Annotated in this window: 19 protein-coding genes and 1 pseudogene; 12 read left to right on the forward strand and 8 right to left on the reverse strand. The window is 61.8% G+C overall.

Annotated elements, in window-relative coordinates:
• A pseudogene (locus tag HJB91_RS09005) lies at nucleotides 1–149 on the forward strand (sugar ABC transporter ATP-binding protein); the annotation flags it as partial.
• 67 nt (nucleotides 150–216) lie between these two features.
• Here HJB91_RS09005 and HJB91_RS09010 read toward each other — a convergent pair.
• From HJB91_RS09010 to HJB91_RS09025, 4 genes are all read right to left on the reverse strand, one after another.
• Nucleotides 217–2,463 (reverse strand): glycoside hydrolase family 2 TIM barrel-domain containing protein, encoded by a 2,247-nt coding sequence (locus HJB91_RS09010; RefSeq protein ID WP_221154452.1) that lies wholly within the window; start codon nucleotides 2,461–2,463, stop codon nucleotides 217–219.
• A gap of 278 nt (nucleotides 2,464–2,741) precedes the next feature.
• Complete coding sequence (locus tag HJB91_RS09015; protein ID WP_221146334.1) at nucleotides 2,742–3,653, reverse strand: SMP-30/gluconolactonase/LRE family protein; 912 nt, start codon at nucleotides 3,651–3,653, stop codon at nucleotides 2,742–2,744.
• A 95-nt stretch (nucleotides 3,654–3,748) separates the two neighbouring features.
• The gene (locus HJB91_RS09020; RefSeq protein WP_221154455.1) at nucleotides 3,749–4,570 is read right to left on the reverse strand and encodes an SDR family oxidoreductase; all 822 of its coding nucleotides are present in this window, start codon (nucleotides 4,568–4,570) and stop codon (nucleotides 3,749–3,751) included.
• 199 nt (nucleotides 4,571–4,769) lie between these two features.
• Entirely contained in the window at nucleotides 4,770–5,957 is a 1,188-nt protein-coding gene (locus HJB91_RS09025) for a phytanoyl-CoA dioxygenase family protein (RefSeq protein ID WP_221154464.1), read from the reverse strand.
• Between the two features lie 95 nt (nucleotides 5,958–6,052).
• Between HJB91_RS09025 and HJB91_RS09030 the strand changes: the two genes are divergently transcribed.
• Together HJB91_RS09030 and HJB91_RS09035 are read left to right on the forward strand one after the other, a co-directional pair.
• Nucleotides 6,053–7,078: a LacI family DNA-binding transcriptional regulator gene (locus tag HJB91_RS09030; protein ID WP_221154466.1), complete on the forward strand. Its 1,026-nt coding sequence runs from the start codon at nucleotides 6,053–6,055 to the stop codon at nucleotides 7,076–7,078.
• 65 nt (nucleotides 7,079–7,143) lie between these two features.
• Complete coding sequence (locus tag HJB91_RS09035; RefSeq protein WP_221122956.1) at nucleotides 7,144–8,361, forward strand: adenylate/guanylate cyclase domain-containing protein; 1,218 nt, start codon at nucleotides 7,144–7,146, stop codon at nucleotides 8,359–8,361.
• Between the two features lie 23 nt (nucleotides 8,362–8,384).
• Here HJB91_RS09035 and HJB91_RS09040 read toward each other — a convergent pair whose 3' ends face one another.
• The 4 genes from HJB91_RS09040 to HJB91_RS09055 form a co-directional block, all read right to left on the reverse strand.
• Nucleotides 8,385–9,164 (reverse strand): SDR family NAD(P)-dependent oxidoreductase, encoded by a 780-nt coding sequence (locus HJB91_RS09040; RefSeq protein ID WP_221154468.1) that lies wholly within the window; start codon nucleotides 9,162–9,164, stop codon nucleotides 8,385–8,387.
• A 70-nt stretch (nucleotides 9,165–9,234) separates the two neighbouring features.
• Nucleotides 9,235–9,630, reverse strand: a complete 396-nt coding sequence (locus HJB91_RS09045) for a DoxX family protein (RefSeq protein WP_210629735.1) — start codon at nucleotides 9,628–9,630, stop codon at nucleotides 9,235–9,237.
• A gap of 96 nt (nucleotides 9,631–9,726) precedes the next feature.
• Nucleotides 9,727–10,875, reverse strand: a complete 1,149-nt coding sequence (gene dgoD / locus HJB91_RS09050; protein WP_210629736.1) for a galactonate dehydratase — start codon at nucleotides 10,873–10,875, stop codon at nucleotides 9,727–9,729.
• A gap of 64 nt (nucleotides 10,876–10,939) precedes the next feature.
• Entirely contained in the window at nucleotides 10,940–11,695 is a 756-nt protein-coding gene (locus tag HJB91_RS09055) for a FadR/GntR family transcriptional regulator (protein WP_259669862.1), read from the reverse strand.
• A 207-nt stretch (nucleotides 11,696–11,902) separates the two neighbouring features.
• On the opposite strand from HJB91_RS09055, the gene HJB91_RS09060 reads away from it, so the two are divergent.
• From HJB91_RS09060 to HJB91_RS09100, 9 genes are all read left to right on the forward strand, one after another.
• Nucleotides 11,903–12,886, forward strand: coding sequence for an arabinose ABC transporter substrate-binding protein (locus HJB91_RS09060; protein WP_221146339.1), 984 nt, complete (start codon nucleotides 11,903–11,905; stop codon nucleotides 12,884–12,886).
• A 69-nt stretch (nucleotides 12,887–12,955) separates the two neighbouring features.
• Nucleotides 12,956–14,461 (forward strand): L-arabinose ABC transporter ATP-binding protein AraG, encoded by a 1,506-nt coding sequence (gene araG, locus HJB91_RS09065; protein ID WP_221154474.1) that lies wholly within the window; start codon nucleotides 12,956–12,958, stop codon nucleotides 14,459–14,461.
• Between the two features lie 17 nt (nucleotides 14,462–14,478).
• Nucleotides 14,479–15,429, forward strand: coding sequence for an L-arabinose ABC transporter permease AraH (araH, locus tag HJB91_RS09070; RefSeq protein WP_221122960.1), 951 nt, complete (start codon nucleotides 14,479–14,481; stop codon nucleotides 15,427–15,429).
• Nucleotides 15,426–16,316 carry an aldose 1-epimerase gene (locus HJB91_RS09075; protein WP_221154475.1) on the forward strand — a complete coding sequence of 297 codons (891 nt, stop codon included), beginning with the start codon at nucleotides 15,426–15,428 and terminating at the stop codon, nucleotides 16,314–16,316. The genes araH and HJB91_RS09075 overlap by 4 nt, the downstream gene beginning before the upstream one ends.
• Nucleotides 16,317–17,096 (forward strand): SDR family oxidoreductase, encoded by a 780-nt coding sequence (locus HJB91_RS09080; RefSeq protein ID WP_221154476.1) that lies wholly within the window; start codon nucleotides 16,317–16,319, stop codon nucleotides 17,094–17,096.
• A gap of 140 nt (nucleotides 17,097–17,236) precedes the next feature.
• Nucleotides 17,237–17,668, forward strand: coding sequence for an OsmC family protein (locus HJB91_RS09085; RefSeq protein WP_221154477.1), 432 nt, complete (start codon nucleotides 17,237–17,239; stop codon nucleotides 17,666–17,668).
• A gap of 202 nt (nucleotides 17,669–17,870) precedes the next feature.
• The gene (locus HJB91_RS09090) at nucleotides 17,871–18,479 is read left to right on the forward strand and encodes a TetR family transcriptional regulator (RefSeq protein WP_168301271.1); all 609 of its coding nucleotides are present in this window, start codon (nucleotides 17,871–17,873) and stop codon (nucleotides 18,477–18,479) included.
• Nucleotides 18,480–18,528: 49 nt separating this feature from the next.
• The gene (locus HJB91_RS09095; RefSeq protein ID WP_221154478.1) at nucleotides 18,529–19,668 is read left to right on the forward strand and encodes an efflux RND transporter periplasmic adaptor subunit; all 1,140 of its coding nucleotides are present in this window, start codon (nucleotides 18,529–18,531) and stop codon (nucleotides 19,666–19,668) included.
• A gap of 83 nt (nucleotides 19,669–19,751) precedes the next feature.
• The gene (locus HJB91_RS09100; RefSeq protein ID WP_221122963.1) at nucleotides 19,752–22,895 is read left to right on the forward strand and encodes an efflux RND transporter permease subunit; all 3,144 of its coding nucleotides are present in this window, start codon (nucleotides 19,752–19,754) and stop codon (nucleotides 22,893–22,895) included.
• Nucleotides 22,896–22,921 lie beyond the last annotated feature (26 nt).

The following is a 22,921-nucleotide window of genomic DNA, read 5'->3' on the forward strand; positions in this document are numbered from 1 at the left end:
CCTTCGCCGTCACCAAGCTCGGCGGCAAGGAAGTGGTCGCCCGACTGCGCGCCGATGCCGGCATCGCACCCGGCCAGCACACACGCCTCGCCTTCAATCTCGACAAGGCTGTGTTCTTCGACCCGGAAACACAGGCGCGGATTCCGTAAGGCGGAGCGCCGCGTGTCCGATAAGACGTGGCAAGAGCGCTCCAACACCTTCAGTTCGGCTTATGCGTCAGGCGACGGCTGTTACGCTGAGGGTCACCGGCGCGAAACGTGAGCAGACAGCCTCGACGGTAATGTCTCCCACCAGCCCGGTCGCCTCCAGCCAGAAGCCTGATGTGCCGCCCTGCAGCGGCACATTGGTCGGGCCAACGATCTTTGCCGGGCCATGCACCTTCAGCGAAATGCAGTCGTTCATGAACGGCAGGCGCTGACCGCACTGGTCGAGGGCGCGGATGATGACGCGAGTGCTGTCGCGTTCGCGGGCTTTCAGCGTCTGGCTGTCGGCAACGATCTCAAGCGTCGTCGGTAAAGGATCCGCAGCCAGCGTCAGGCTCGCCACCGGCTGACCGCCGATATAACCGGTAAAGGTGCCGTCGATCCATTCGAGCCCCCAGGTGCCGAGCTCATCGGCAGTGAAGTGCCGGTGGTCGAGCACGACGGGCGGATGCGGCAGGTGCGGGTAGTTCTCGCGATCCGGACCGATGCGCTTGGAAAGCGCGCCATATTGCAGTTCCACCTCGTCGCAATTGGTCAGGATGATCAGCGGCAGCACGCCGCCGATATTGCGCTCGCCGCGCGCCCAGAAGGTCACCGGCTTCATGACGATTTCCTCGGAAGGGTCGCACTGGCTGATATAGGCATAGGCCGCGAACTTGGGCTCACGGAACATATCCATGACGCCGTGATAGCAGATGCGGTCGCCGGAGCCGAAATCCTTGTGGGTGTTGTAATCGAACATGCACCAGCCAATGGCGCCCGAGATATCCGGATCGCCATAGGCGGCGTTCAGCACCTCGAGATGACGGCGCACATGCTCGGCCTGGCGCTGTTCCTGATCATAAATCTTCGTCGGGTGCATGTGACCGTTGAACTCGGTGATGAGGTACGGCACCTTGCGGGATAACCCGGTATTTTCCTGCTGGCCGCGCAGCACGGTGCGCGGACGGTTGGCGCCCGGCAATTCCTCATTGCCGAGGATGAAGTCGTTCATCGTGTAGACGTCCTCGAGCAATTCGCTCTCGGTGATATAACGCACGCCGCCGGTCTGGCGGGTGCTGTCGAGTTCACGGGCCAAGCGGTTGGTCTCAACGTAGAAGTCGTGGCTATCCTGCGACTCGTTGATGCGCACGCCCCAGATGATGATCGAGGGATGGTTCCAGTCGCGCTCGATCATGCGGCGGACATTCTCGATCGATTCCTTCTGCCAGTCGGCATCGCCGATATGCTGCCAGCCGGGGATTTCCTCGAAGACCAGCAGGCCGATCGCATCACAACGATCGAGAAACCATTTCGACTGCGGATAATGCGAGGTGCGGACGATATTGCACTTCAGCACTCTCTTCATGATGTCGGCGTCGCGCTCCTGGGCGGACCGGCCGGCGGCATAACCGACATAAGGGAAGGCCTGGTGGCGGTTGAGGCCGCGCAGTTTCAACGGCTTGCCGTTCAACAGGAAACCTTCCGGGGTGAATTCGGCGGTGCGGAAGCCGAACCGGGTGGAGAGGCGGTCGGAGCCGTGCTCGGTCCTGACTTCGACCGTGACCTCATAGAGCGTCGGATTGGTGATGTCCCAGAGTGCTATGCCGGTGAGGCCGCCGAAGGAAAGCGTCGTGCGGTCGCCGATCGTTTCAGTCGCTGCAGTGGCGATCACCGTGCCGTCGGCCTGCTTCAGCGTAGCCGTGACGGTCGCCGAGAAGCTGCGGCGCTCGGGATTGGCGATGTCGACGCGGACCGTCGCCGATTTCTGAGGGGCAAGAACGTCTGATGTTTCGACCTTGAGGTTGCGGATCGAGACCGGGTCGGTGACCTTCAACCAGACATCGCGGTAGATGCCGGCATAGGTCAGGTAATCGATGCGACCGCCGAAAGGTGGGATGGCGGGATTTTCACTGCCGTCGATCTTGACGGTCACCAGGTTTTCGCCCTTCACCAGCTTGCCGGTGAGGCGGGCTTCGACGGGGGTGTAGCCGTCTTTGTGAGCGATAATCTGCTCGCCGTTGAGATAGACGACACTGTCCGCCATGGCGGCGTCAAAGATCAGCGAAACCTCGCGATCCTCGAATTCCGGTAGCCAACGGAGCACCTTCTGATAGGTGAAGGCGCGCTGATAGTCCTTCTCATCGAAATAGTTGAAGGGTAGTTCGACGGCGGTGTGGGGCAGGCTGACCGGCTTGGCGGCATCGAAGTTTTCGAGCAGGCGCTGGCCGAAGCCCTCGTGGAAACTCCAGCCCTCGTTGAAGGAAACGACGGAACGCATCTCAGGCTCTCCCGGTCGTGGCACCAGGAGCCGTGCGGCTCCCCTTGGCGCGTGAAAATCGGATCATCGGGTAGTCCTCCTTGATGCATCGAGGCGCCAGCGCTCCAGCGCGTCGCAAATCTGATTCATGTGATGCGCTTTAGCGTTTTTCGTACAGGTCGTCATCCGGAACCGTTGCCGCCCCTTGCAGATGACGCGCCGGCGGCAACGCCGCCCCGCCGCCGGCGGCGATATCGTCAGGCATGCCTGTCGCACGCACGCCGTCGTGCTTCCATAAGTTACGGATATTGTGCCCCGTTCGTCTTGGTATAGATCGAATAGACCGAACGGGTCGCGGTGATGAAGAGCCGGTTCTTCTTAGGGCCGCCAAAGGTGAGATTGGACACCGTCTGCGGCACTTTGACCTTACCGAGCAGCGTTCCATCGGGTGAGAAGCAATGCACACCATCACCCGCGCTCGTCCAGAGATTGCCGCCGACATCGAAACGAAAGCCGTCGGGATGGCCGGCATCGAGGCTGCAGAAATAGCGGCTGTTGGCAAGCTTTCTGCCGTCGACGACATCGAAGACCCGGATATGGCATGGCACTTCATGTTTGCCCGAGCCTGAATCGGCAATGTAGAGTTTCGTTTCATCGGGCGAGAAGGCAAGGCCGTTCGGCTGGATGAAATCCTCCACGACCGCCTCTGTCGCGCCGCTCGCGGGGTCGATGCGGTAGACGTTGCGGGTCGGCTGCTCAGGTTCAGCCTTATGACCCTCATAGTCCGAGAGAATGCCGTAGGTCGGATCGGTGAACCAGATCCCGCCGTCTGAGTGGACGACGACGTCGTTCGGCGAGTTCAATCTCCTGCCTTTGTAGCTGTCGGCGAGGACGGTGATGCTCCCGTCCATTTCCGTGCGGGTGACTCGGCGGCCGCCATGTTCGCAGGAGATGAGCCGGCCCTGCCGGTCACGGGTATTGCCGTTGACGTAATTGGAAGGCGAGCGGAAGACGGAGACCGTGCCATCCGGCGTCCAGCGCATCATGCGTTCGTTCGGGATATCGCTCCAGAGCAGGCAGTTCAGGTCGGAGAACCAGACCGGGCCCTCCGTCCAGCGGCAGCCGGAATAAAGCTCCTCGAGCGCGGCGCTGCCGATGACCATGGCAGCGAAGCGCTCATCGCGAATGTCGTAAAGCGAATTGTCGGCCACGCCAGTTCCTCCCTGAATGCGGTCGTCCTTCTCGTAGCGATAAATCCTGCGAGGTGCCAGAGCCCGGCAATGGGAAATGTCAGGCTTGGGTCTTCTCAGAGGGCGGCGACCGGATGCGGCGAGTCGTCGTAGGCACCCCAGATCGATTGGTCGAAACAGATGACGGAGCCGGTCATCAGGCCGGATTCCGCCGATGACAGGTAGGCGCAGGCGCGCGCCACCTCGTGCGGATCGACGAGCCGGCCGAAGGGCTGGTTCGCCGCCGCCTTCTCCAGCCAGTCGGAAGGTGCATCGTGATATTCGCGCTGGATGCGGTCCTCGCCTTCGGAGGCCATCCAGCCGATGTTGAGGCCGTTGACGCGAATGCGGTTGCGCAGCAGCGCATAGGCGGTGTTCTTCGTCAGCGTTTCCAGCGCGCCCTTCGAGGCGCAATAGGCGGCGATAAAGGGCTGGCCGGCTTTAGCCGACATCGAGCCGATATTGACGATCGTGCCTTCTATCTTTTCGCGGCGCATGACCTTTACCGCCTCCTGCATCAAGAAAAACGGCGCCCGTACATTGACGGCGAACATGGCATCGAACAGTTCGGGGCTGGTGTCGAGAATGGTGCCGCGATCGGTGATGGCGGCGGCATTGACCAGGGCGTCGACACGACCAAAGGTCTGGTCGCAGACCTGCACCACATTTCGGACGTCCTCGACCTTGCCGAGATCAGCTTTGACGTAGACGGCTCTGGCGGCGGTCGCAGCCGAAATCTCCGCGGCCTTCGCCTTGCCCTTGGCTTCATTGCGGCCGCAGATGACGATGCCTGCCGCGCCGCGTTCGGCGAAGAGACGGGCGATGGTTGCGCCCAGGCCCTGCGTACCACCGGTGACGATGGCGATCTTGCCGTCGAAGCGGCCGTGATCCGTGCTCATGTGGTTCCTCCCTTTTCATGTGCGAATGGCCTCCCGCGCGTGCGGGAGGCTCGCATGTCGGTGCCGTGTGGCCCTCTCAGCAGCCTGCCGGCACCTTCTGCCCGGTGGGGAGAAGAGACAGGTGGCGGCGCCTCGATTCTCCCTTCTCCCCTCGGGAGAAGGTGCCCGTAGGGCGGATGAGGGGGGTCGATTTCCAAAATCAACTCAATTTCCTTCGCGCCTGTTCGGCAAGTGCTGTCGCAAAAACTTCGTCGCTCCAGCCTTCCCTGAGTGCCTCGTGCATCAGCTGTGCCTGCGTCTTCGGCGCCAGCCCGCCGAGCGGCGGGTCGCGATCGAGATTGGTGGGGAAGGAATAACCCTCGGCGCAGGCGGCGACGGCGTTGGCGATTTCTTTGGGCGAGAGCCGGTCTTGCAACGCCTTCAGGGCGGGAAAGAGTCTGGCGCTCATTCTCTCGCGGTTGACCGTTTCCATGGCACGGCCGAAGGCGGAGGAGACCTGCAGGAGGTTGGCGACACGCTTGATTTCGGCCGAGCGGTTGGTACCGGCGGCGTGGAAGAGGGCGGGGTTGAAGAAGACGACGTCGCCCTTTTCGAGCGGCAGTTGGACGTGGTTGGCCTCGAAATAATCCCGGAATTCCTGGCGCTTCAGCGCCAGATAACCCGGCACATAGGTCTGGCTGTGCGGCAGGAAGAGTGTCGGACCGCTTTCGAGCGGCATGTCGCAATGGGCAACCGCGCCTTGCAGCGTCAGAACCGGCGAGAGACGGTGAACATGCGCCGGAAATTGCTCGATGACCGCAGACGACTGGAAACCGAGATGGTAGTCGCGGTGGGCCGTCTGCGCCGCGCCGCCTGGATTGACGCGATTGACCTGTGCTGTCATCTGATAGCTCGGGCCGAGCCAGGCTTCGCTTGCGAGCGCGATGATGGCATTGCCGTAATATTCGGTGAAATTATCCGGATCGGTGAGGCAGTGTTTTTCCAGCGAATTCCAGATGCGGTCGTTGGCGCCGGGCTTGGCGAAGTGATCGCCGCCTCCAGTCGAGGTGCGGTGCTGTTCCTCGATGATTGCGTCGAAGAGCGCGCTGGCACGGTCGATGATGCCGGTGTCTTCGTAAGCGCGCTTGAACACGACCACACCCGGCCCTTCGCCGAAGGCGTCGCAGATTTCGGCCAGCACGGCGCGCCGGCCTTCCGGCGTATCGGCCGCTGCCGCCACCTTGCGGCTGTCATAGATCAGGATGTTTTTTTCGACCGCCGAAGCTGTTGGATATTCGGCAAGGACGGTCGGTTTTTCCGCAAGCCGTCGAAAGTCGTGGAGATTGCAGGCGTCTTCGCTGAGCCAGACGCGGTCGGCGCGCAGTTTCTGCAGGTCATCGGTTTTCAATAGCGGCTCCTCCCTGGTTCCGATGGAGGCACTATACGCCGGGCCGCAAGCTGATATAGATCAGCAATCCATCAAAAAACCATCAGACGGAGCCGATGGCGCATCTCTTTCTTATCAAAGACATCGCCTTTCAGGCGGGGCTCAGCACCGCGACAGTCGATCGGGTGCTGAACGGCAGGCCAGGTGTGCGCCGGCAGACGGAAATGCGGGTGAGGGCAGCGATCGCGGAGCTGGAGAAGCAGCAGACGGGAACGATGGTCAGCGGGCGAACGCTAGCGATCGATATCGTCATGGAGACGCCCCAGCGGTTTAGCGATGCAGTGCGTGCGGCCTTCGAGGCAGAGATGGCGGCCTTTCTGCCCGGTGTCTTCCGCTGCCGCTTCCATTTCGCTGAGGTGATGAGACCGGCCGAACTTGTGCAGCTTCTTGACCGCATCCGGCTGCGCGGCACGCACGGCATCGTGCTGAAGGCGCCTGACGTCGCCGAGGTGGTGGCTGCCGTCGCACGGGCGGATTCGGCCGGCATTCCCGTGGTCACGCTCGTGACGGATCTGCCGAATTCGGCGCGCATAGCCTATGCCGGCGCCGACAACCGGACGGCGGGGGAGACGGCGGCCTATCTCATCGGCGAGTTCCTCGGCTCTGACGGCGGTCAGGTACTTGTGACGCTGTCGAGCGGACGGTTCCGCGGCGAGGAAGAGCGCGAGATCGGTTTTCGCCGCATCATTCGCACCCGTTATCCCGGGATCGGCATCACAGAAATCAGCGAGGGACACGGCACCGATGCCGTGACGGGAACGCTTGTGGCGGCAGCGCTTGCGACCGATCCTGCCATCAATGCCGTTTATTCGATCGGCGGCGGCAATCGGGCGGTGCTGACGGCCTTCGATGCAGCCGAACGTCCCGTCCGCATTTTCGTCGCTCACGATCTGGATGCGGACAATCGCGCCCTGCTTGCCGCGCGCCGCGTCGGCTTCGTGCTGCATCACGATCTCCGAACCGATGCGCGTTCGGCCTTCAGGGCGATCATGAGCCGGACCGCGGCCTCCGTTCGGACGATTTCGACCTCGCATTCTTCCATCGAAATCGTTACGCCCTACAACTTGCCTGCAGGCGATTGAGCCAATCGGCTTTTCGTCCATTACGCATTTGGGCTAAAGCTTCAGAACAGGTAGAGGTGAGCGCCATGGATTACAGCGACGTCAGCAGTATCGCAGCCTGGGTTACGGAACAGGGGCTGAAGGGCGCTTCGGAAGCGGAGCTCATGACCGGCTTCTGCGCGGCCTGCCGCGATGCCGGCCTGCCGCTCGACCGCGGCATGGCGCTGATGGACACGCTGCACCCCGTGCATGAGGGCCGGGCCTTCCGCTGGGATAGTGTGGAAGAGATCGAAACCGAATTCGAGTATGGCCCGACGGGCTCGGGCGAAGCGGCTGCGACCTGGCAACGCTCTGCCTTCTATTATCTTTGGTCGGGAAACGAGCGGGAGGTCCGCCGACGCATCGGCTTCGGCGATCCGATCGATTTCACCATGCTCGACAAGATCGCCGAAGCAGGCAACACCGATTTCGTAGCAATGATGCACCGTTTCAGCGAAGCCGGCACGATTGGTGAGATGGATTGCTTCTTTTCGCATTTCGCAACCAAGCATCCCGAGGGTTTCTCGGATCACGATCTCGCCATTCTGCGCAAGCTCGTGCCGGTCCTCGGACTGGCGATCAAGTGCATTGCGCTGGGGCGCATCGCGCGGACCATCGCGGAAGTCTATCTCGGCGAGGATGCGGCGCGCCAGGTGATGGAAGGCAAGATCAGCCGCGGCAAATCGGAGCGGATCTCGGCGGCGCTGTGGTTTTCGGATCTGTTGAACTACACCAAGATTTCCGACCGTGTGCCGCCGGAGGAAATCATTCCGCTGCTCAACGATTACAGCGAGGTCGCCATCTCGGCGATCCATGAGGCCGGCGGCAATGTGCTGAAGCTGATCGGCGATGGTGTGCTGGCCATCTTCAAGGGCGAGGTGCCGGCCGAAACCTGCCGTTCGGCGCTTCGCGCCGAATCGCTGCTCCGGGAAAAGCTCGCCAAGCTGAATGCCGCGCGCGCTACCGACGGCCGCGCGACGACTGACGTCTATATCGGCCTTCATATTGGCGATGTCTTCTACGGCAATATCGGCAGCCAGGACCGGCTGGACTTCACCGTCATCGGCCCTGCCGTCAACGAGGTCAGCCGGATCGCCTCCATGTGCCGTTCGGTCGACCTCAACCTGCTGATCTCCTCCGATTTCGCCGCGGCCATACCGGCGGAAGAGCGCGCCGCGCTGGCATGCGTCGGACGTTATGCGTTGCGCGGGGTGCAGCGTGCCCAGGAACTCTATACACTCGACAGCGCCCGGCTGAACGGCTGACTTTTTCGCGAAACCTCCGAGGACTACCGCAACAGGCCCTGGCCGCCGTCGATCCAGATCGGTGTGCCGGTGATGTGCCGGGCCCGATCGGAGGCAAGGAAGAGGATCGTTTCGGCAACATCCTCGCTCTTGCCTGCCTTCCCGCCGGCAATCGGGATGTCGCCCTGTGGCCAGATCACCGGAACCTCCGTCTCCTCGCGATAACGGCTGTCGGTATTGGCGTTGATATTGGTCTCAATCTCGCCCGGGCAGACGGCATTGACGCGGATGCCGTGGCGGCCGAGTTCCAGGGCGAGCTGCTGGACCATGGCGACCTGGCCTGCCTTGGTTGCGGTATAGGCGGTGGCACCCGGCGTAGTGAAGGTGCGGGTGCCGTTGATCGATGCGACGACGACGATCGAACCGCCGCGGCGCTTCAGATGCGGAACCGTCAAGTGCAGGGTCAGATAGGTGCCGCGCAGATTGACGGCGATCGTCTTGTCCCATTCATCCGGACTCAGATCGTCGATCGGCGCCCAGACGCCATTGATCCCGGCATTGGCGACAACGATGTCGAGGCCGTTGAAGGTCTCTGTGAGTTTCTGCACCGCAGCTCGCATTTGGCCTTCGTCGCTGGTGTCGGCGGTCAGCGAGATCGACTGGCCGCCGGCGGCCTTGATCTCGGCGCAGGTCTTCTCGACCTCGTCTGCCGTCCGGCTCAGGACTGCGACCTTTGCACCTTCGGCGGCGAGTTTCAATGCGGCCGCTTTGCCGATGCCGGAACCGGCACCAGTGACCAGCGCGACCTTGTCCTTCAGCTCCATGGGCGACCCTCCGTGACGTTCTGCAGATAGGCCAATGTTTGGCGCGGCAGTTCGTTCCGGAGGGAAAAGCCTAACGGAGGAACGTTTGCCGCAAGGCCCATCTCTCCGGCCCGTGGACGGCGGCAAAGAGCAGGCCGGCGAGGAAGGTGAAGTGATCGACGAAGAAGCCGAACTCGGCCTGGTTCTGTTGCCAGTGGGCCGGTCCGTGGAAGGCGAAGGCAAGGAAGATCACGTAGATGCCTGCCAGTAGGCTCGCCTCGGTGAAGAAAGCGCCCGATATGAAGGCAAGGGCCAACGCGATCTCGAAAAGGGCCGCGACCCAGGTGAGGAAGGTCGCCATCGGGAAACCGGCGGCGGCAATGTAGCTCGCCGTGGCGCCGATATCGGCAAACTTGAAGCCGGCGGCCATGAAGAAGATGAGGCTGAAGATGAAGCGGGCGATGATGATTACGATTGCTCTGGCCATGGGAAACCTCCTTTTGAGCTGCCATTATGACGCAGGAGGTGGCCGATATCCTACACTGCGAATGAAAAAGGGCCGCTTGCGCGACCCTTCATTCTCTCACCACTCGGCAAAGCTGCCGTCGGCGTGCCGCCAGATTGGGTTGCGCCAGCGATGTCCCTCCTTGGCGCGCTCGCTGACATAGGCCTCGTCGACCTCGATGCCGAGGCCCGGCCCCTGCGGGATCGAAACGAAACCATCGGCATATTCGAACACCTCCTTGTTGGAGATGTAGTCGAGGATATCGTTGCCGGTGTTGTAATGGATGCCGAGGCTCTGTTCTTGGATGAAGGCATTATAGCTGACGGCATCGACCTGAAGGCAGGCAGCGAGCGCGATCGGGCCGAGCGGGCAATGCGGGGCCAGGGCGACGTCATAGGCTTCGGCCATCGCCGCGATCTTGCGGCATTCGGTGATGCCGCCGGCGTGGGAAAGATCCGGCTGGATAATGTCGACATAGCCGTCCGAAAGCACCTGCTTGAAATCCCAGCGCGAATAGAGCCGCTCACCAAGCGCGATCGGTGTCGAGGTATGGTTGACGATGTCGCGCAGCGCTTCCTTGTTTTCCGAAAGCACCGGTTCCTCGATGAACATCAGCTTGTAGGGTTCGAGCTCCTTGGCGAGAACCTTGGCCATCGGCTTGTGGACGCGGCCGTGGAAATCGACGCCGATACCGATATGCGGGCCGATCGCCTCGCGGATGGCGGCGATGGTCTCGACCGCCCTTTCCACCTTCTCGTTGGTGTCGACGATCTGCATTTCCTCGCAGCCGTTGAGCTTGATCGCCTTGAAGCCGCGGGCGACGACGTCTCTGGCATTGTTGGCGACATCGGCGGGGCGGTCGCCGCCGATCCAGGAATAGACTTTGATGCGGTCGCGCAGCTGGCCGCCGAGCAGGGAATGGATCGGCTGGCCGAGCGCCTTGCCCTTGATGTCCCAGAGCGCCTGGTCGATGCCCGAGATGGCGCTCATATGGGCCGCGCCGCCGCGATAGAAACCACCGCGATACATCACCGTCCAATGGTCCTCGATCAAGAAAGGATCCTTGCCGATCAGGTAGTCTTCCAGTTCGTGGACGGCGGCCTCGACGGTCAGCGCACGCCCCTCGACGACCGGTTCACCCCAGCCGACGATGCCTTCGTCGGTCTCGACCTTCAGAAACAGCCATCGCGGCGGAACGATATAGGTGGTGAGTTTGGTGATCTTCATCGTGGTTCTTAATCTCTTCTCGGATTTGCGATGGGGCAGCGCGTCCACGGCTTTTCGTGATTGATCATTTCGCCCTGCCGATTGCCTTCTCTGCGGCGGCAAGGTCGCGTACCGCAAGGTCGAGCATACGATTGGCGCATTCCCTCGCGCCTGTTTTGTCGCGCATGCGCAAGGCCTCGACGAGTTCGCCGTGAACGAGCACCGCATCCTCCCGGTTTTCGACGGCGATGTTGGAGGCATGCAGCGCATATTTCAGCGCAGCATGGATGGCGCTTGACAGGCGGCGGAACACCTGGTTGTGGCTGGCGGTCAGCAGCACCGTATGAAACATCACGTCGGCGTCGGTGAAGCGTTCCGGATCGCCTGCGCTGTCGCGCATCTGCCGCCAGGCCCTGTCGAGATCGGCGATCTCCTGGGCGCTGGCGCGTTCGGCGGCATATTCGGCGGCCGCCGGTTCGATGGTGCGGCGGGCTTCGAGAATGCATCCCAGCAGGTCGAAGTCCTTGATGTAAGGCCCCATCCAGTCGAGCACCTCGGCATCCAGGATGTTCCATTCATCCCGATCGCAAACGGTCGTTCCGACCCGCGGCTTGCCACGGACAAGCCCCTTGGATTCCAACACTTTCAGCGATTCGCGAATGACGGTGCGGCTAACGCCGTAGAGTTCGCAGAGGTCGTTCTCGCGCGGCAGCGGCGAGCCCGAGGGATAGCGGTCGGCGCAGATGTCCTGAGCGATGGCCGCCATCACGTTGCGGCGTACGCGCGGCCGGCGTTCGCTGCCGGAGCTTTCCGTTCGGCCTTGTTCCTCAGTCGATTCCAACTTCACCTCTCCGCGCTCTCTCCCGGGCAGCAACCGAACCTGATTAACCGAATTCGATCCAGTTTGCGACGGGTCCATCCGTTCTCGCCACTACCCTATTATTCTAATCATCATACATTAGCAATTGACTGGTATGATGATTTAACATAATTCATTGGGCGCTGCCTGGGAGGCAGCTGCTCGATTTCAGAGTTTAGGGAGAGAGACATGCGCTTGTTCAAAGCAGCTATTCTGGCTGGCACGTTCGCCATTCTGAGCACCGGCTCGGCATTTTCCGCAGACGTCAAGATCGGTTTCATCGTCAAGCAGCCGGAGGAGCCCTGGTTCCAGGACGAATGGAAATTCGCCGATCAGGCCGCCAAGGATAAAGGCTTCACGGTCGTCAAGATCGGCGCCGAAGACGGCGAGAAGGTTCAGTCGGCGATCGACAATCTCGGCGTGCAGGGTGCGCAAGGCTTCATCATCTGCACGCCCGACGTCAAACTCGGCCCCGGCATCGTCGCCAAGGCCGAAGCCAATCAGCTGAAGCTGATGACGGTCGACGACCGCCTCGTCAGTGCCGACGGCAAGCCGCTGGAAGACGTGCCGCATATGGGCATTTCCGCCACCAAGATCGGCGAGACCGTCGGACAGGCCATCGTCGACGAAATCAAGAAGCGCGGCTGGGACATGAAGAATGTCGGCGCGATCCGGGTTTCCTACGATCAGCTGCCGACCGCCGTCGACCGCGTCGAAGGTGCGATCTCGGTCCTGAAGTCCGCCGGGTTCCCGGCTGAGAACATCTATGATGCGCCGCAGGCGAAGACGGATACCGAGGCAGCACTCAACGCGGCGACCACCGTCCTCAACAAGCATGCCGACGTGAAATACTGGGTGGCCTTCGGCCTCAACGACGAAGCCGTTCTCGGCGCCGTCCGCGCTTCGGAATCGGTCGGTATTCCGGCGACCAACGTGATCGGTGTCGGCATCGGCGGCGCGGAATCGGCGATCAACGAGTTCAAGAAGCCGGCAGCGACGGGCTTCTTCGGCACGGTCATCATCTCGCCGAAGCGTCACGGCTACGAGACGGCGCTCAACATGTACGACTGGATCGCCAACGGCAAGGAGCCGGAAAAGCTGACCTTGACGGCAGGTTCGCTGGCGTTGCGCGGCGATTATGAGAAGGTCCGCAAGGAACTCGGCATCGAGTAATCATCGCCCGCGATAATGCATCTCCGGCGGCCGCTTGAGCGTGCCGCCGGAACCTCCGGTGGGGTGATGATGGCTTTTCTCGAATTCAAACATATCTCAAAGGGCTATCCCGGCGTACAGGCGCTGTCGGACGTTTCTTTCTCAGTCGAGAAGGGCGCCGTCCACGGCCTAATGGGTGAGAACGGCGCGGGCAAATCGACGCTGATTCGTGTGCTGTCGGGCGATCAGGCCGCCGATGCCGGCAGCATTCTCATCGATGGCGCAGAACAGAAATATGTCTCGGTGCGCGACGCCCTCCATGCCGGCGTCATCGTCATCCATCAGGAACTGCAGCTCGTTCCGGAGCTGACGGTGGCCGAAAATCTCTGGCTTGGCCGCTTTCCCGGCAAGGGCGGAGTGATTGATGCCAAAACCCTGAACGAGACGGTGCGGTCGAAACTCGAAGAGATCGGCATCGATGTCGATCCGTCGGCCAAGGTCGCTTCGCTTTCGATCGGCGCGCGGCAGATGGTCGAGATTGCCAAGGCGGTCATGTTCGAGGCGCGGGTCATCGCGCTCGACGAGCCCACCTCATCGCTTTCCTCGCGTGAAAGCGAAATCCTGTTTTCACTCATCGACAGGTTGAAGGCGAAGGGAACGGTCATTCTCTATGTTTCGCATCGCCTCGACGAGATTTTTCGGCTTTGCGACAGCCTGACCGTGCTGCGCGACGGCAGGCTTGCCGCCCATCATGCCCAGATCGCGAAGACGACGCGCGAGCAGATCATTGCCGAAATGGTCGGGCGCAAGATCAGCAATGTCTGGGGATGGCGTGAGCGCCCGCTCGGCGGCGTCAGGCTTGAGGTCAAGGGCCTGTCGGGACCGAGGCTGCGCAATCCAATCAGTTTTTCGGTCCGCCAGGGTGAGATTCTCGGCTTCTTCGGGCTGGTCGGCGCCGGCCGCAGCGAGATGGCGCGGCTGCTTTACGGCGCCGACCACAGGCATCGGGGCGAGGTAACGATCGACGGTATTGCCGTTTCGCCGAACGATCCGACGACGGCGATCCGGGCCGGCATGGTGCTCTGCCCGGAGGACCGCAAGTTCGACGGCATCGTCCAGGGCCGATCGATCGAAGAGAATATCGCGATCTCGTCGCGCCGGCATTTCTCGCCCTTCGGCATATTGAACCCGAAGAAGGAGGCGGCGCTGGCCGATCAGTTCATCGCCCGGCTGCGGGTGCGCACGCCGTCGCGCAAGCAGGACATCATCAACTTGTCCGGTGGCAACCAGCAGAAAGTCATCCTTGGCCGCTGGCTCTCCGAGCAGGGTATCAAGGTTCTCGTGATCGACGAACCGACGCGCGGCATCGATGTCGGGGCGAAGTCGGAAATCTATGAAATCCTTTATGAGCTGGCGGCCGGCGGCATGGCGATCGTCGTGATCTCAAGCGAGCTGCCCGAGGTCATGGGCATCTCCGATCGCATCATGGTGATGTGTCAGGGCAGGGTGGCGGCCAATGTTGCCCGCCCGGATTTCGACGAGCGCAGCATCCTGACGGCGGCACTCCCCGACAAGAACGCCGCAGGCATCATTTAAGACTGGGAACACGGACGATGACTTCGTTGAAAAAAATCCTTCTCGGCGAACAGGGACTGGTGGTGATCTTCGCCGCCGCCTTCGTGATCGTCTCGCTCTTCGTTCCGAATTTCCTGACCGAGCGAAATATGCTGGGGCTGCTGCAATCGGTCGTCACGATCGGCATCGTCGCCTGCACGATGATGTTCTGCCTAGCCTCCCGCGATTTCGATCTTTCGGTGGGATCGATCGTCGCTTTCTCCGGCATGGCCGCAGTAATGGTCTCGAACGCGACGGGCTCCATTCCCGTAGGGCTCTTGGCCGCCCTGCTCTGCGGCGCCGTCGTCGGTTTCGTCAACGGCATCGTCATCGCCCGGTTCCGCATCAATGCGCTGATCACGACGCTTGCGACCATGCAGATCGTGCGCGGGCTGGCGCTGATCGCCTCGGACGGCCGCGCCGTCGGCATCAACGATCCGGCTTTCTACCAGCTTGCGCTATCGCGATTCCTGACCGTGCCGATGCCGATCTGGATCATGCTGATCCTTTTCCTCCTCTTCGGCTTCGTGCTCAACCGCACCGTTTTCGGAAAGAACACGCTGGCGATCGGCGGCAATCCCGAGGCGTCGCGGCTTGCCGGCGTCAATGTCGTCACCATGCGCGTCTGGATCTTTGCACTGCAGGGTCTCGTCTGCGGAATTGCCGGCATTCTGCTTGCTTCGCGCATCACTTCCGGCCAGCCGAACGCGGCGACGGGGCTCGAGCTCTCGGTGATCTCGGCCTGCGTCCTCGGCGGCGTTTCGCTCGCCGGCGGCCGGGCGACAATGAGCGGTGTTATCGTCGGGGTGCTGATCATGGGCATTGCCGAAAACGTTATGAACCTCCTGAATATTCAGGCATTCTATCAGTATGTCGTGCGCGGGCTGATCCTGCTGATCGCCGTGCTGCTCGACAATCTCAGGTCTTCGGCAACGGGGCGGCGCGGATGAGCAAAGGGCATGGCGGGGACAGCATCGATCTGAGCCACGGCGATCTCTCCGTGAGGATCAGCCGCCAGGGCGCGGCCGTCACTGCCGCAACATTCCGGGGCAAGCCTTTCCTCGTTTCGACAGGTGGCCCGGATGGGACCTTTGCGAGTTTTCCTCTGGTCCCGTTCGGCAATCGCGTGGAAGGCAATGCCATGTCCTTCGGCGGATGCGACTATGCCTTCCAGCGAAATTGCCACGACCCGCTCTACCTGCATGGCGATGGCTGGATCAGCCCATGGCAGGTGGAAGAATCGAGTTCCAAGCACGCGCAGCTCTGCTTTTCGCGTGATGCCGACCGGGTCTCGCCCTATGCCTATCTTAGTCGGCAAGAGATCCGTCTCAGCGGCAATCGGCTGGCGCTGACGCTTTCGGTGGAGAACAGGGGAGAGGCGGTCCTGCCCTTCGGGCTGGGGCAGCATCCCTTCTTCACACGGACGCCGGAAACACGGTTGACCATCGCAGCCGACCGCTTCTGGAGCGAACGGTTGGACCATCTCCCTGATGCACCCGGCCCGGTACCCGCTGAATTCAATTTCACGTCCGGTGCGGTGTTGCCGCAGCAGTGGATGAACAACGCTTTCGAAGGATGGAATGGACGGGCAGCCATCACCTGGCCGGAACTTGGAAACCAGGCGACGCTGGAAGCCGATGGAGCGCTCAATCGCTTCATGCTGTATATGCGGCTCGACCGGACAGATTTCTTCTGCCTGGAACCGATGAGCCACCTGCCGAATGGGCATCATCTGCCGAATTTCGGAGGGCTCAAACCTCTTGAGCCAGGCGAGGTTCTTTTCGGCAGGGTCACGATCGATCTGTCAGCGCTGCCGCCTCAACCGGAGGGGAGATAGATGAGCGATCGCCTGCAGGGCAAGAATATTCTGATCACCGGCGCTGCGCAGGGTATCGGCCTTGCGATCGCCAAGGCTTTCGTCAGGGAGAATGCTGCGGTCTATCTCGTCGATCGCGATGGAGCCCTGCTGGCGCAGGCGGCGGCAGAGCTCGCAAGCACCGGCGGCCAGGTCGGTTATCTGCCGGCCGACATAACAGATGTCGGAACGATCACCAGGGCGGTTGCCCATGCGAACGACGAGATCGGCCCATTGAATGGGCTCGTCAACAATGCCGGGGTCAATGTCTTTGCCGAACCGCTCGCCACGACCGACGAGGAGTGGAGCCGCTGCTTCGATATCAATCTCAAGGGAGCATGGAATTGCTGCAAGGCGGTGCTGCCCGGGTTTATCGAGCGCGACGGCGGCGTCATCCTCAACATTGCCTCCACGCACGCTTTCACGATCATCCCGCACACATTTCCCTATCCGCTTGCGAAACATGCGCTGCTCGGCATGACGAAATCCCTGGGCTTGGAGTACGCGCCCCGCAATATCCGGGTGAACGCGCTGGCGCCGGGTTATGTCTCGACACAGAAGGTGATCGACTACTGGAACAGCTTCCCCGATCCGGAGGCAGCTAAAGCCGAGACGATGAAGCTTCATCCCGGCGGGCGGATCGCAACGCCGGAGGAGATCGCCATGGCCGCGGTTTTCATGATCTCCGACGAATGCCCGTTCATGAACGCTACTTGCCTGACGATCGACGGCGGCCTCAGCGTGCAGCAGCATCCCGCTTGAGAAAAGTTGTTTTTTACAAGCCTGTCGTCTTCTCCCGATAGAGCGTTATATTGCCTGTCGGGAAGGCTCTAACCTGATCTCCCGCAGGCTCGGAGCGGCGCCCGCCGCTGCCTGGAACTCATTCTAATTAGGAGGACGGCATGCAGATCAATCGTACGGCTTCGGCTCATTGGGCCGGTGGACTCAAGGACGGTAAGGGCCTGATCTCGACGCAGAGCGGGGCGCTGACGGACTATCCCTACGGCTTTGCCAGCCGCTTCGAAGGCATTCCCGGCACCAATCCGGAAGAGCTGATAGGTGCTGCCCATGCCGGCTGCTTCACCATGGCGCTGTCGCTGATCCTTGGCGAAGCCGGTTTCACCGCCGAGCATATGGAAACCTCGGCCAAGGTGACGCTCGAAAGCGTCGAGGGTGGCTTCGCCGTCACCGCCATCCATCTTTCGCTTTCCGGCCGCATACCCGGCGCCGATGAGGCGACCTTCAACGAACTGGCCAATAAGGCAAAGGCCGGCTGCCCGATTTCTAAGGCGCTTGCCGCCGTTCCGATTACGCTCGACGTCAAGCTCGCCTGACTTTTTTCTCTGCTGTTGCCGCTGAAGTGCCGCGCTTTTGACGTCGCGGCACTTTTCAATTGTGGCTGACGTTCATCGTCACATCGTCTCGAGATCCATCACACCGCTCGCGCCATGCAGCCGGCATTGACAAGTGATGCCTGATGTTTTACGACTGACGAAATTCAAAAATCGTCAGTCGTAAGTCGAGGCTCTGATACTCATGAACGACATCGCGGAAAATACGCTCGACGTCACGCGGCAGGAGAATGTCACGCGCATTCTTGACGCGGCCGAGCGGCTGTTCCGTCACTACGGCTATAGCAAGACGACAGTTGCCGATATCGCCCGCGATCTTGGCATGTCTCCCGCCAATATCTATCGTTTCTTCGCTTCGAAGGTGGAGATCCATCAGGCGCTCTGCGGGCGCATGCTCGCCACCTGCTATCAGCTCGCCTATGACGTCCGCCACCAGCCGCTCAGCGCCAGCGAACGGCTGCGCCTCTATGTCGAGACCCAGTATCAATGGACGATGGATACGATGCTCGACGAGATGAAGGTGCACGAGATGATCGTGGTCGCGATCGAGCGCGACTGGCATGTCATCGAGAAACATATCGATCGCGTCCATGATCTGATTGCTGAAATAATCGCCGAAGGCATCGCTGCCGGCGAGTTCGCCGAGCAGGATCCGGTGGTCGCCTCGCGCTGCTTCGGCGCGGCGACGGTCAATCTCTGTCATCCCCAGATGGTGGCGCAATGTCTTGCGAAGACCAACCGCGCTGCCGTCGACGAACTGATCGACTACGTCATCAGGGCGCTCAAGAAATAACCGACGGCAGCCGCCGTCGATCCCCCGAAACATTCCAGGAGTGCGGAAGATGTTTTCGCTCAAGATCCTCAGCAATCGCATGCCGTCCGTCGCGAGCCTCGCGCTCGTCGGCGCCGTCGGGATTGGCGTTTCCGCCTGCTCGGAAGAAAAAGCTGAGGTCAAGGAAGTCATCCGGCCGGTGAAGGTCGTGGAGATCGCCAAGGCCGACGATACCCGCAAGCTCGATTATTCGGGGTCGGTCAAGGCGCGGACGGAAATGAACCTCGGCTTCCGGGTGGCGGGCAAGATCACGGAGCGTCTCGTCGATATTGGTGACCGGGTGACGCCCGGCGACGTTCTCGCCCGCGTCGACGCCACGGACTACCAGCTCGCGGTCAAGACGGCAGAGGCCAATCTCGCCGCGGCCGAAAGGGGCGTCGAAACCGCCGATCTCGCCAACAAGCGCGCCGAGCAGCTGTTCGACAAGAGCGTCGCCCCGAAGTCGCAGCTCGAGCAGGCCGCGCTCAGCCATGATCAGGCGATCTCGCAGCGCGATGCAGCGCTCGCGGCGCTGGGCCAGGCGAAGAATCAGGTGAGCTATACCGATCTCAAGGCGGGGCAGAATGGCATCGTGACATCGATCAATGCCGATATCGGCCAGGTCGTCGGCTCCGGCAGCCCCGTCGTCACCGTTGCCGTCGAAGGCGAGAAGGAAGTGCAGATCGCGGTTCCGGAAAACGACATTGCCGAATTCAAGCCCGGCAAGACGGTCAAGGCCCGTTTCTGGGCGGATGACAAGCTGGTGCTCGACGGCAAGGTGCGGGAGGTTTCCGGCAGCGCCGACGAGCAGTCGCGCACCTTTGCCGTTCGCGTGAGCCTGCCGAACGATCCTCGCGTGTTGCTCGGCATGACCGCGACGATCGAAACCGACGTCAACAACGATAACAGCTATGTCTCGATCCCGCTTACCGCGCTGGCCGAGAAGCACGGCAAGCAAATGGTCTGGACGGTCGACCGCGACACGGCGACGGTACATGGCCGCGATATCAAGGTCGCCGATTTCACCGGCGATGGCGTGCATGTGACCGAGGGCCTCGATAGCGGCGATCTCGTCGTTGCCGCCGGCACCCAGTTCATGAGTGAGAACCTGAAGGTGAAGGTGCCGGAGCAGCAATCGGCCTCGGCCGATACCGACCAGACCGTGCGTTGATCGCGCAATTAAAGCAATTTGAGCATGATGTTCCCGAAAACCGCTGACACTTTTCGGCATCATGCTCCAAAGGAAACATGACCATGGACGCCAACACCGAAAAGCGGCCCTTCAATCTGTCGCGCTGGGCGATCGGGCATCCAAGCATCGCCCGCTTCCTCTTCGGGCTGATCATCATCACCGGCGTGCTCGGCCTGATGCGCATGGGCCAGCGCGAAGATCCTGAATTCACTTTCCGCGTCATGGTCGTGCAGGCAATCTGGCCGGGCGCTTCCATTCAGGAAATGGAAGATCAGGTCGTCAACAAGATCGAACGCAAGCTGCAGGAGACGCCGCATATCGACTGGGTCAAGTCTTATACGCGGGCGGGCAGTGCGATCATCACCCTACAGGTCAAGGGCGACACCAATTCGCAGGAGGTGGCGGATGCCTTCTACCAGGTGCGCAAGAAGGTCGGCGACATTTCCAGCGAACTGCCGCAGGGCCTGCTCGGTCCCTATTTCAACGACGAGTTCGGCGATACCTTCATCACGCTGCATTCGATCAGCGGCGAGGGTTATTCCTATCCGGAACTGAAGAAATTCGCGATCCAGGCGCGCGACATGCTGCTGACGACACCGGGCGTCGAGAAGGCCGTCATCATCGGCGACCAGCCTGAGAAGATCTATATCGACGTTTCGTCCAAGGCGCTTGCCGAGCGCGGCCTGACGGTCCTCGACCTGCAGAACGCCATCAAGGGCCAGAACAATGTCGATCCGGCAGGCTCGGTCGATACCGGTCTGCGCTCGGTGCGCATTTCAGTCGAAGGCGACATGAAGAAGGTGGCCGATATCCGCGAGCTGCGCCTTCGCGCAGGCGGCCAGGTGACCCGCCTCGGCGATATCGCCACCGTCAGTTCCGGGCTCGAGGATCCCTACCAGCGCAAATACCGGTTCAATGGCCATGACAGCGTTCAGGTCGGCGTCGTCATGGCCAAGGGCTTCAACGTCACCGATGTCGGCAAGGGCGTGGAGGCGACCTATCAGCGCTTCGAGGAAGCTCTGCCTTACGGCGTCGCGGTCGACCAGATCGCCAACCAGCCCGACGTCGTGACGGACGCGGTCAGCGAATTCATGCATGCGCTCGGCGAAGCGCTTGTCATCGTGCTCGTCGTCTCGTTCCTGTCGATCGGCTGGCGCTCCGGCCTCGTCATCGCCATCGCCATTCCGCTGGTGCTCGCCGCCACTTTCGCACTGATGTACGAACTCGGCATCGACCTGCAGCGCATCTCGCTCGGCGCGCTGATCATCGCGCTCGGCCTGCTCGTCGACGATGCGATGATTGTCGTCGAAATGATGGAGCGAAAGCTGGAGGAGGGGCTGGTCAAAATCGAGGCGGCAAGCTTTGCCTATTCCTCGACGGCCTTCCCGATGCTGACCGGTACGTTGATCACGACGGCCGGCTTCATTCCCGTCGGTTTCGCCGCATCGACGGCCGGCGAATATGTCCGTTCGCTGTTCTATGTCGTTGGCATCGCGCTTGTTACCTCGTGGTTCGTCGCAGTCTATTTCACGCCGTGGCTCGGCTACATGATCCTCAAGCAGCGCCATCACGCCGGCGAGCATCACGATGCTTTCGACACGAGCTTCTACCGCCGACTGCGCGGCACGGTCGGCTGGGCGGTTCGCCATCGGGTGATCGTGCTGCTGTTGACGCTCGGCACCTTCGTCACCAGCCTCTGGGCATTCCAGTTCATTCCGCAGAATTTCTTCCCGCAGTCGTCGCGGCCTGAGATTCTCGTCGATCTGTGGCTGCCCGAGGGCACCAGCATCAAAGAAGTCGAGGTGCAGGCAAAGGCGCTCGAAGCGAAGATGATGGATGATCCCGACAAGCGGTTCATCGCCACCTATATCGGCGAAGGCGCACCGCGCTTCTTCCTGCCGCTCGATCAGCAGTTGCGCAATCCGAATTTCGCCCAGCTGCTGGTCATGGCGAAGGACGAGCCGGCGCGCGAACGCTTGATCGTCAAGCTGCGCACCATTCTTGCCGAAGACTTCCCATCGATCCGCGGCAAGGTCGACCGCCTCTTCCTCGGCCCGCCCACCGGCTGGCCGGTGCAGATGCGCATCATGGGGCCTGATCGTCAGGAAGTGCGAGCGATCGCCGATCAGGTGAAGGCGCGCTTTACGGCCAATCCGATGCTCGGCGCCATTCACGACGACTGGCTGGAACCGGTGCCGGCGATGAAGCTGGTGATCGACCAGGATCGTGCCCGGGCGCTGGGCGTGACCTCGCAGCGCGTGCGCCAGATGCTGCAGACCGCCATGTCCGGGGCGCCGCTCGATGATTTCCGTGATGGCGAGGAGACGGTCTCGATCGTCGCCCGCGAGCCGGACGCCAGCCGCTCGCTGCTGTCGGCGGTGAATTCCGTCTATGTCCCGACCGATTTCGGTGGCTTCGTGCCAGTCTCGCAGGTCGCCAAGGTCGTGCCCGTCATGGAGCAGGGCATCGAATGGCGGCGCGACCGGCTGCCGACGATCACGGTGCGCGCGACGCTGCCGGATGGCGTGCAGCCGAACGACGTCGTCATGAAGATGTATGCCGACATGAAGGACCTGCGCGACAGCCTGCCGGCCGGTTACAACGTCGAGATCCAGGGCGGCGCCGAGGATGCGGCGGAAAGCCAGATGTCGATCGCCGCAAAGGCGCCGATCATGCTTGCCGTCATCATCGTGCTGCTGATGGTGCAGCTGCAGCATTTCGGCAAGGCGATGCTGGTGCTTGCCACCGGTCCGCTCGGCATCATCGGGGCTGCGGCCGCCCTGCTGATCAGCGGCGCGCCCTTCGGCTTCGTGGCGATCCTGGGCGTCATTGCGCTGCTCGGCATCATCATGCGCAACTCGATCATCCTGGTCGACCAGATCGACCAGGATATCAAGGCCGGCATGCACCGGCAGGAGGCGATCGTCGGGGCTGCCGTGCGTCGTTTCCGGCCGATCATGCTGACGGCGCTGACGGCTGTGCTGGCGCTGATCCCGATCTCGCGCGGCGTCTTCTGGGGTCCGCTCGCCTTCGCCATGATGGGCGGCATCCTGGTCGCGACAGTGCTCACCATTCTGGTTCTGCCGGCCGGTTACGCTCTTTTCTTCGGCCGCGAGCCGAAGGCAAAGGACGAGCCAGGCCGGGATGCCGACGCCATCCAGGAAGAGGCGGATGACAGACATCCGCCGGCGTTGGCAGCCGAGTGAGGACGGCGCGGCGAAAGCCGCGCCGT

The organism is Rhizobium sp. NLR10b (genome assembly GCF_019685435.1).
In the GTDB taxonomy this organism is placed as follows: domain Bacteria; phylum Pseudomonadota; class Alphaproteobacteria; order Rhizobiales; family Rhizobiaceae; genus Rhizobium.

Bases quoted from the DNA above. Each gene is read 5' to 3' on its own strand.
- HJB91_RS09095 (WP_221154478.1), top strand. From the start codon at position 18,529: ATGTTTTCGCTCAAGATCCTCAGCAATCGCATGCCGTCCGTCGCGAGC.
- HJB91_RS09085 (WP_221154477.1), top strand. From the start codon at position 17,237: ATGCAGATCAATCGTACGGCTTCGGCTCATTGGGCCGGTGGACTCAAG.
- HJB91_RS09100 (WP_221122963.1), top strand. From the start codon at position 19,752: ATGGACGCCAACACCGAAAAGCGGCCCTTCAATCTGTCGCGCTGGGCG.
- HJB91_RS09040 (WP_221154468.1), bottom strand. From the start codon at position 9,164: ATGGAGCTGAAGGACAAGGTCGCGCTGGTCACTGGTGCCGGTTCCGGC.
- HJB91_RS09090 (WP_168301271.1), top strand. From the start codon at position 17,871: ATGAACGACATCGCGGAAAATACGCTCGACGTCACGCGGCAGGAGAAT.
- HJB91_RS09035 (WP_221122956.1), top strand. From the start codon at position 7,144: ATGGATTACAGCGACGTCAGCAGTATCGCAGCCTGGGTTACGGAACAG.
- HJB91_RS09045 (WP_210629735.1), bottom strand. From the start codon at position 9,630: ATGGCCAGAGCAATCGTAATCATCATCGCCCGCTTCATCTTCAGCCTC.
- HJB91_RS09020 (WP_221154455.1), bottom strand. From the start codon at position 4,570: ATGAGCACGGATCACGGCCGCTTCGACGGCAAGATCGCCATCGTCACC.
- araH (WP_221122960.1), top strand. From the start codon at position 14,479: ATGACTTCGTTGAAAAAAATCCTTCTCGGCGAACAGGGACTGGTGGTG.
- HJB91_RS09080 (WP_221154476.1), top strand. From the start codon at position 16,317: ATGAGCGATCGCCTGCAGGGCAAGAATATTCTGATCACCGGCGCTGCG.
- HJB91_RS09075 (WP_221154475.1), top strand. From the start codon at position 15,426: ATGAGCAAAGGGCATGGCGGGGACAGCATCGATCTGAGCCACGGCGAT.
- HJB91_RS09010 (WP_221154452.1), bottom strand. From the start codon at position 2,463: ATGCGTTCCGTCGTTTCCTTCAACGAGGGCTGGAGTTTCCACGAGGGC.
- HJB91_RS09060 (WP_221146339.1), top strand. From the start codon at position 11,903: ATGCGCTTGTTCAAAGCAGCTATTCTGGCTGGCACGTTCGCCATTCTG.
- HJB91_RS09030 (WP_221154466.1), top strand. From the start codon at position 6,053: ATGGCGCATCTCTTTCTTATCAAAGACATCGCCTTTCAGGCGGGGCTC.
- araG (WP_221154474.1), top strand. From the start codon at position 12,956: ATGGCTTTTCTCGAATTCAAACATATCTCAAAGGGCTATCCCGGCGTA.
- dgoD (WP_210629736.1), bottom strand. From the start codon at position 10,875: ATGAAGATCACCAAACTCACCACCTATATCGTTCCGCCGCGATGGCTG.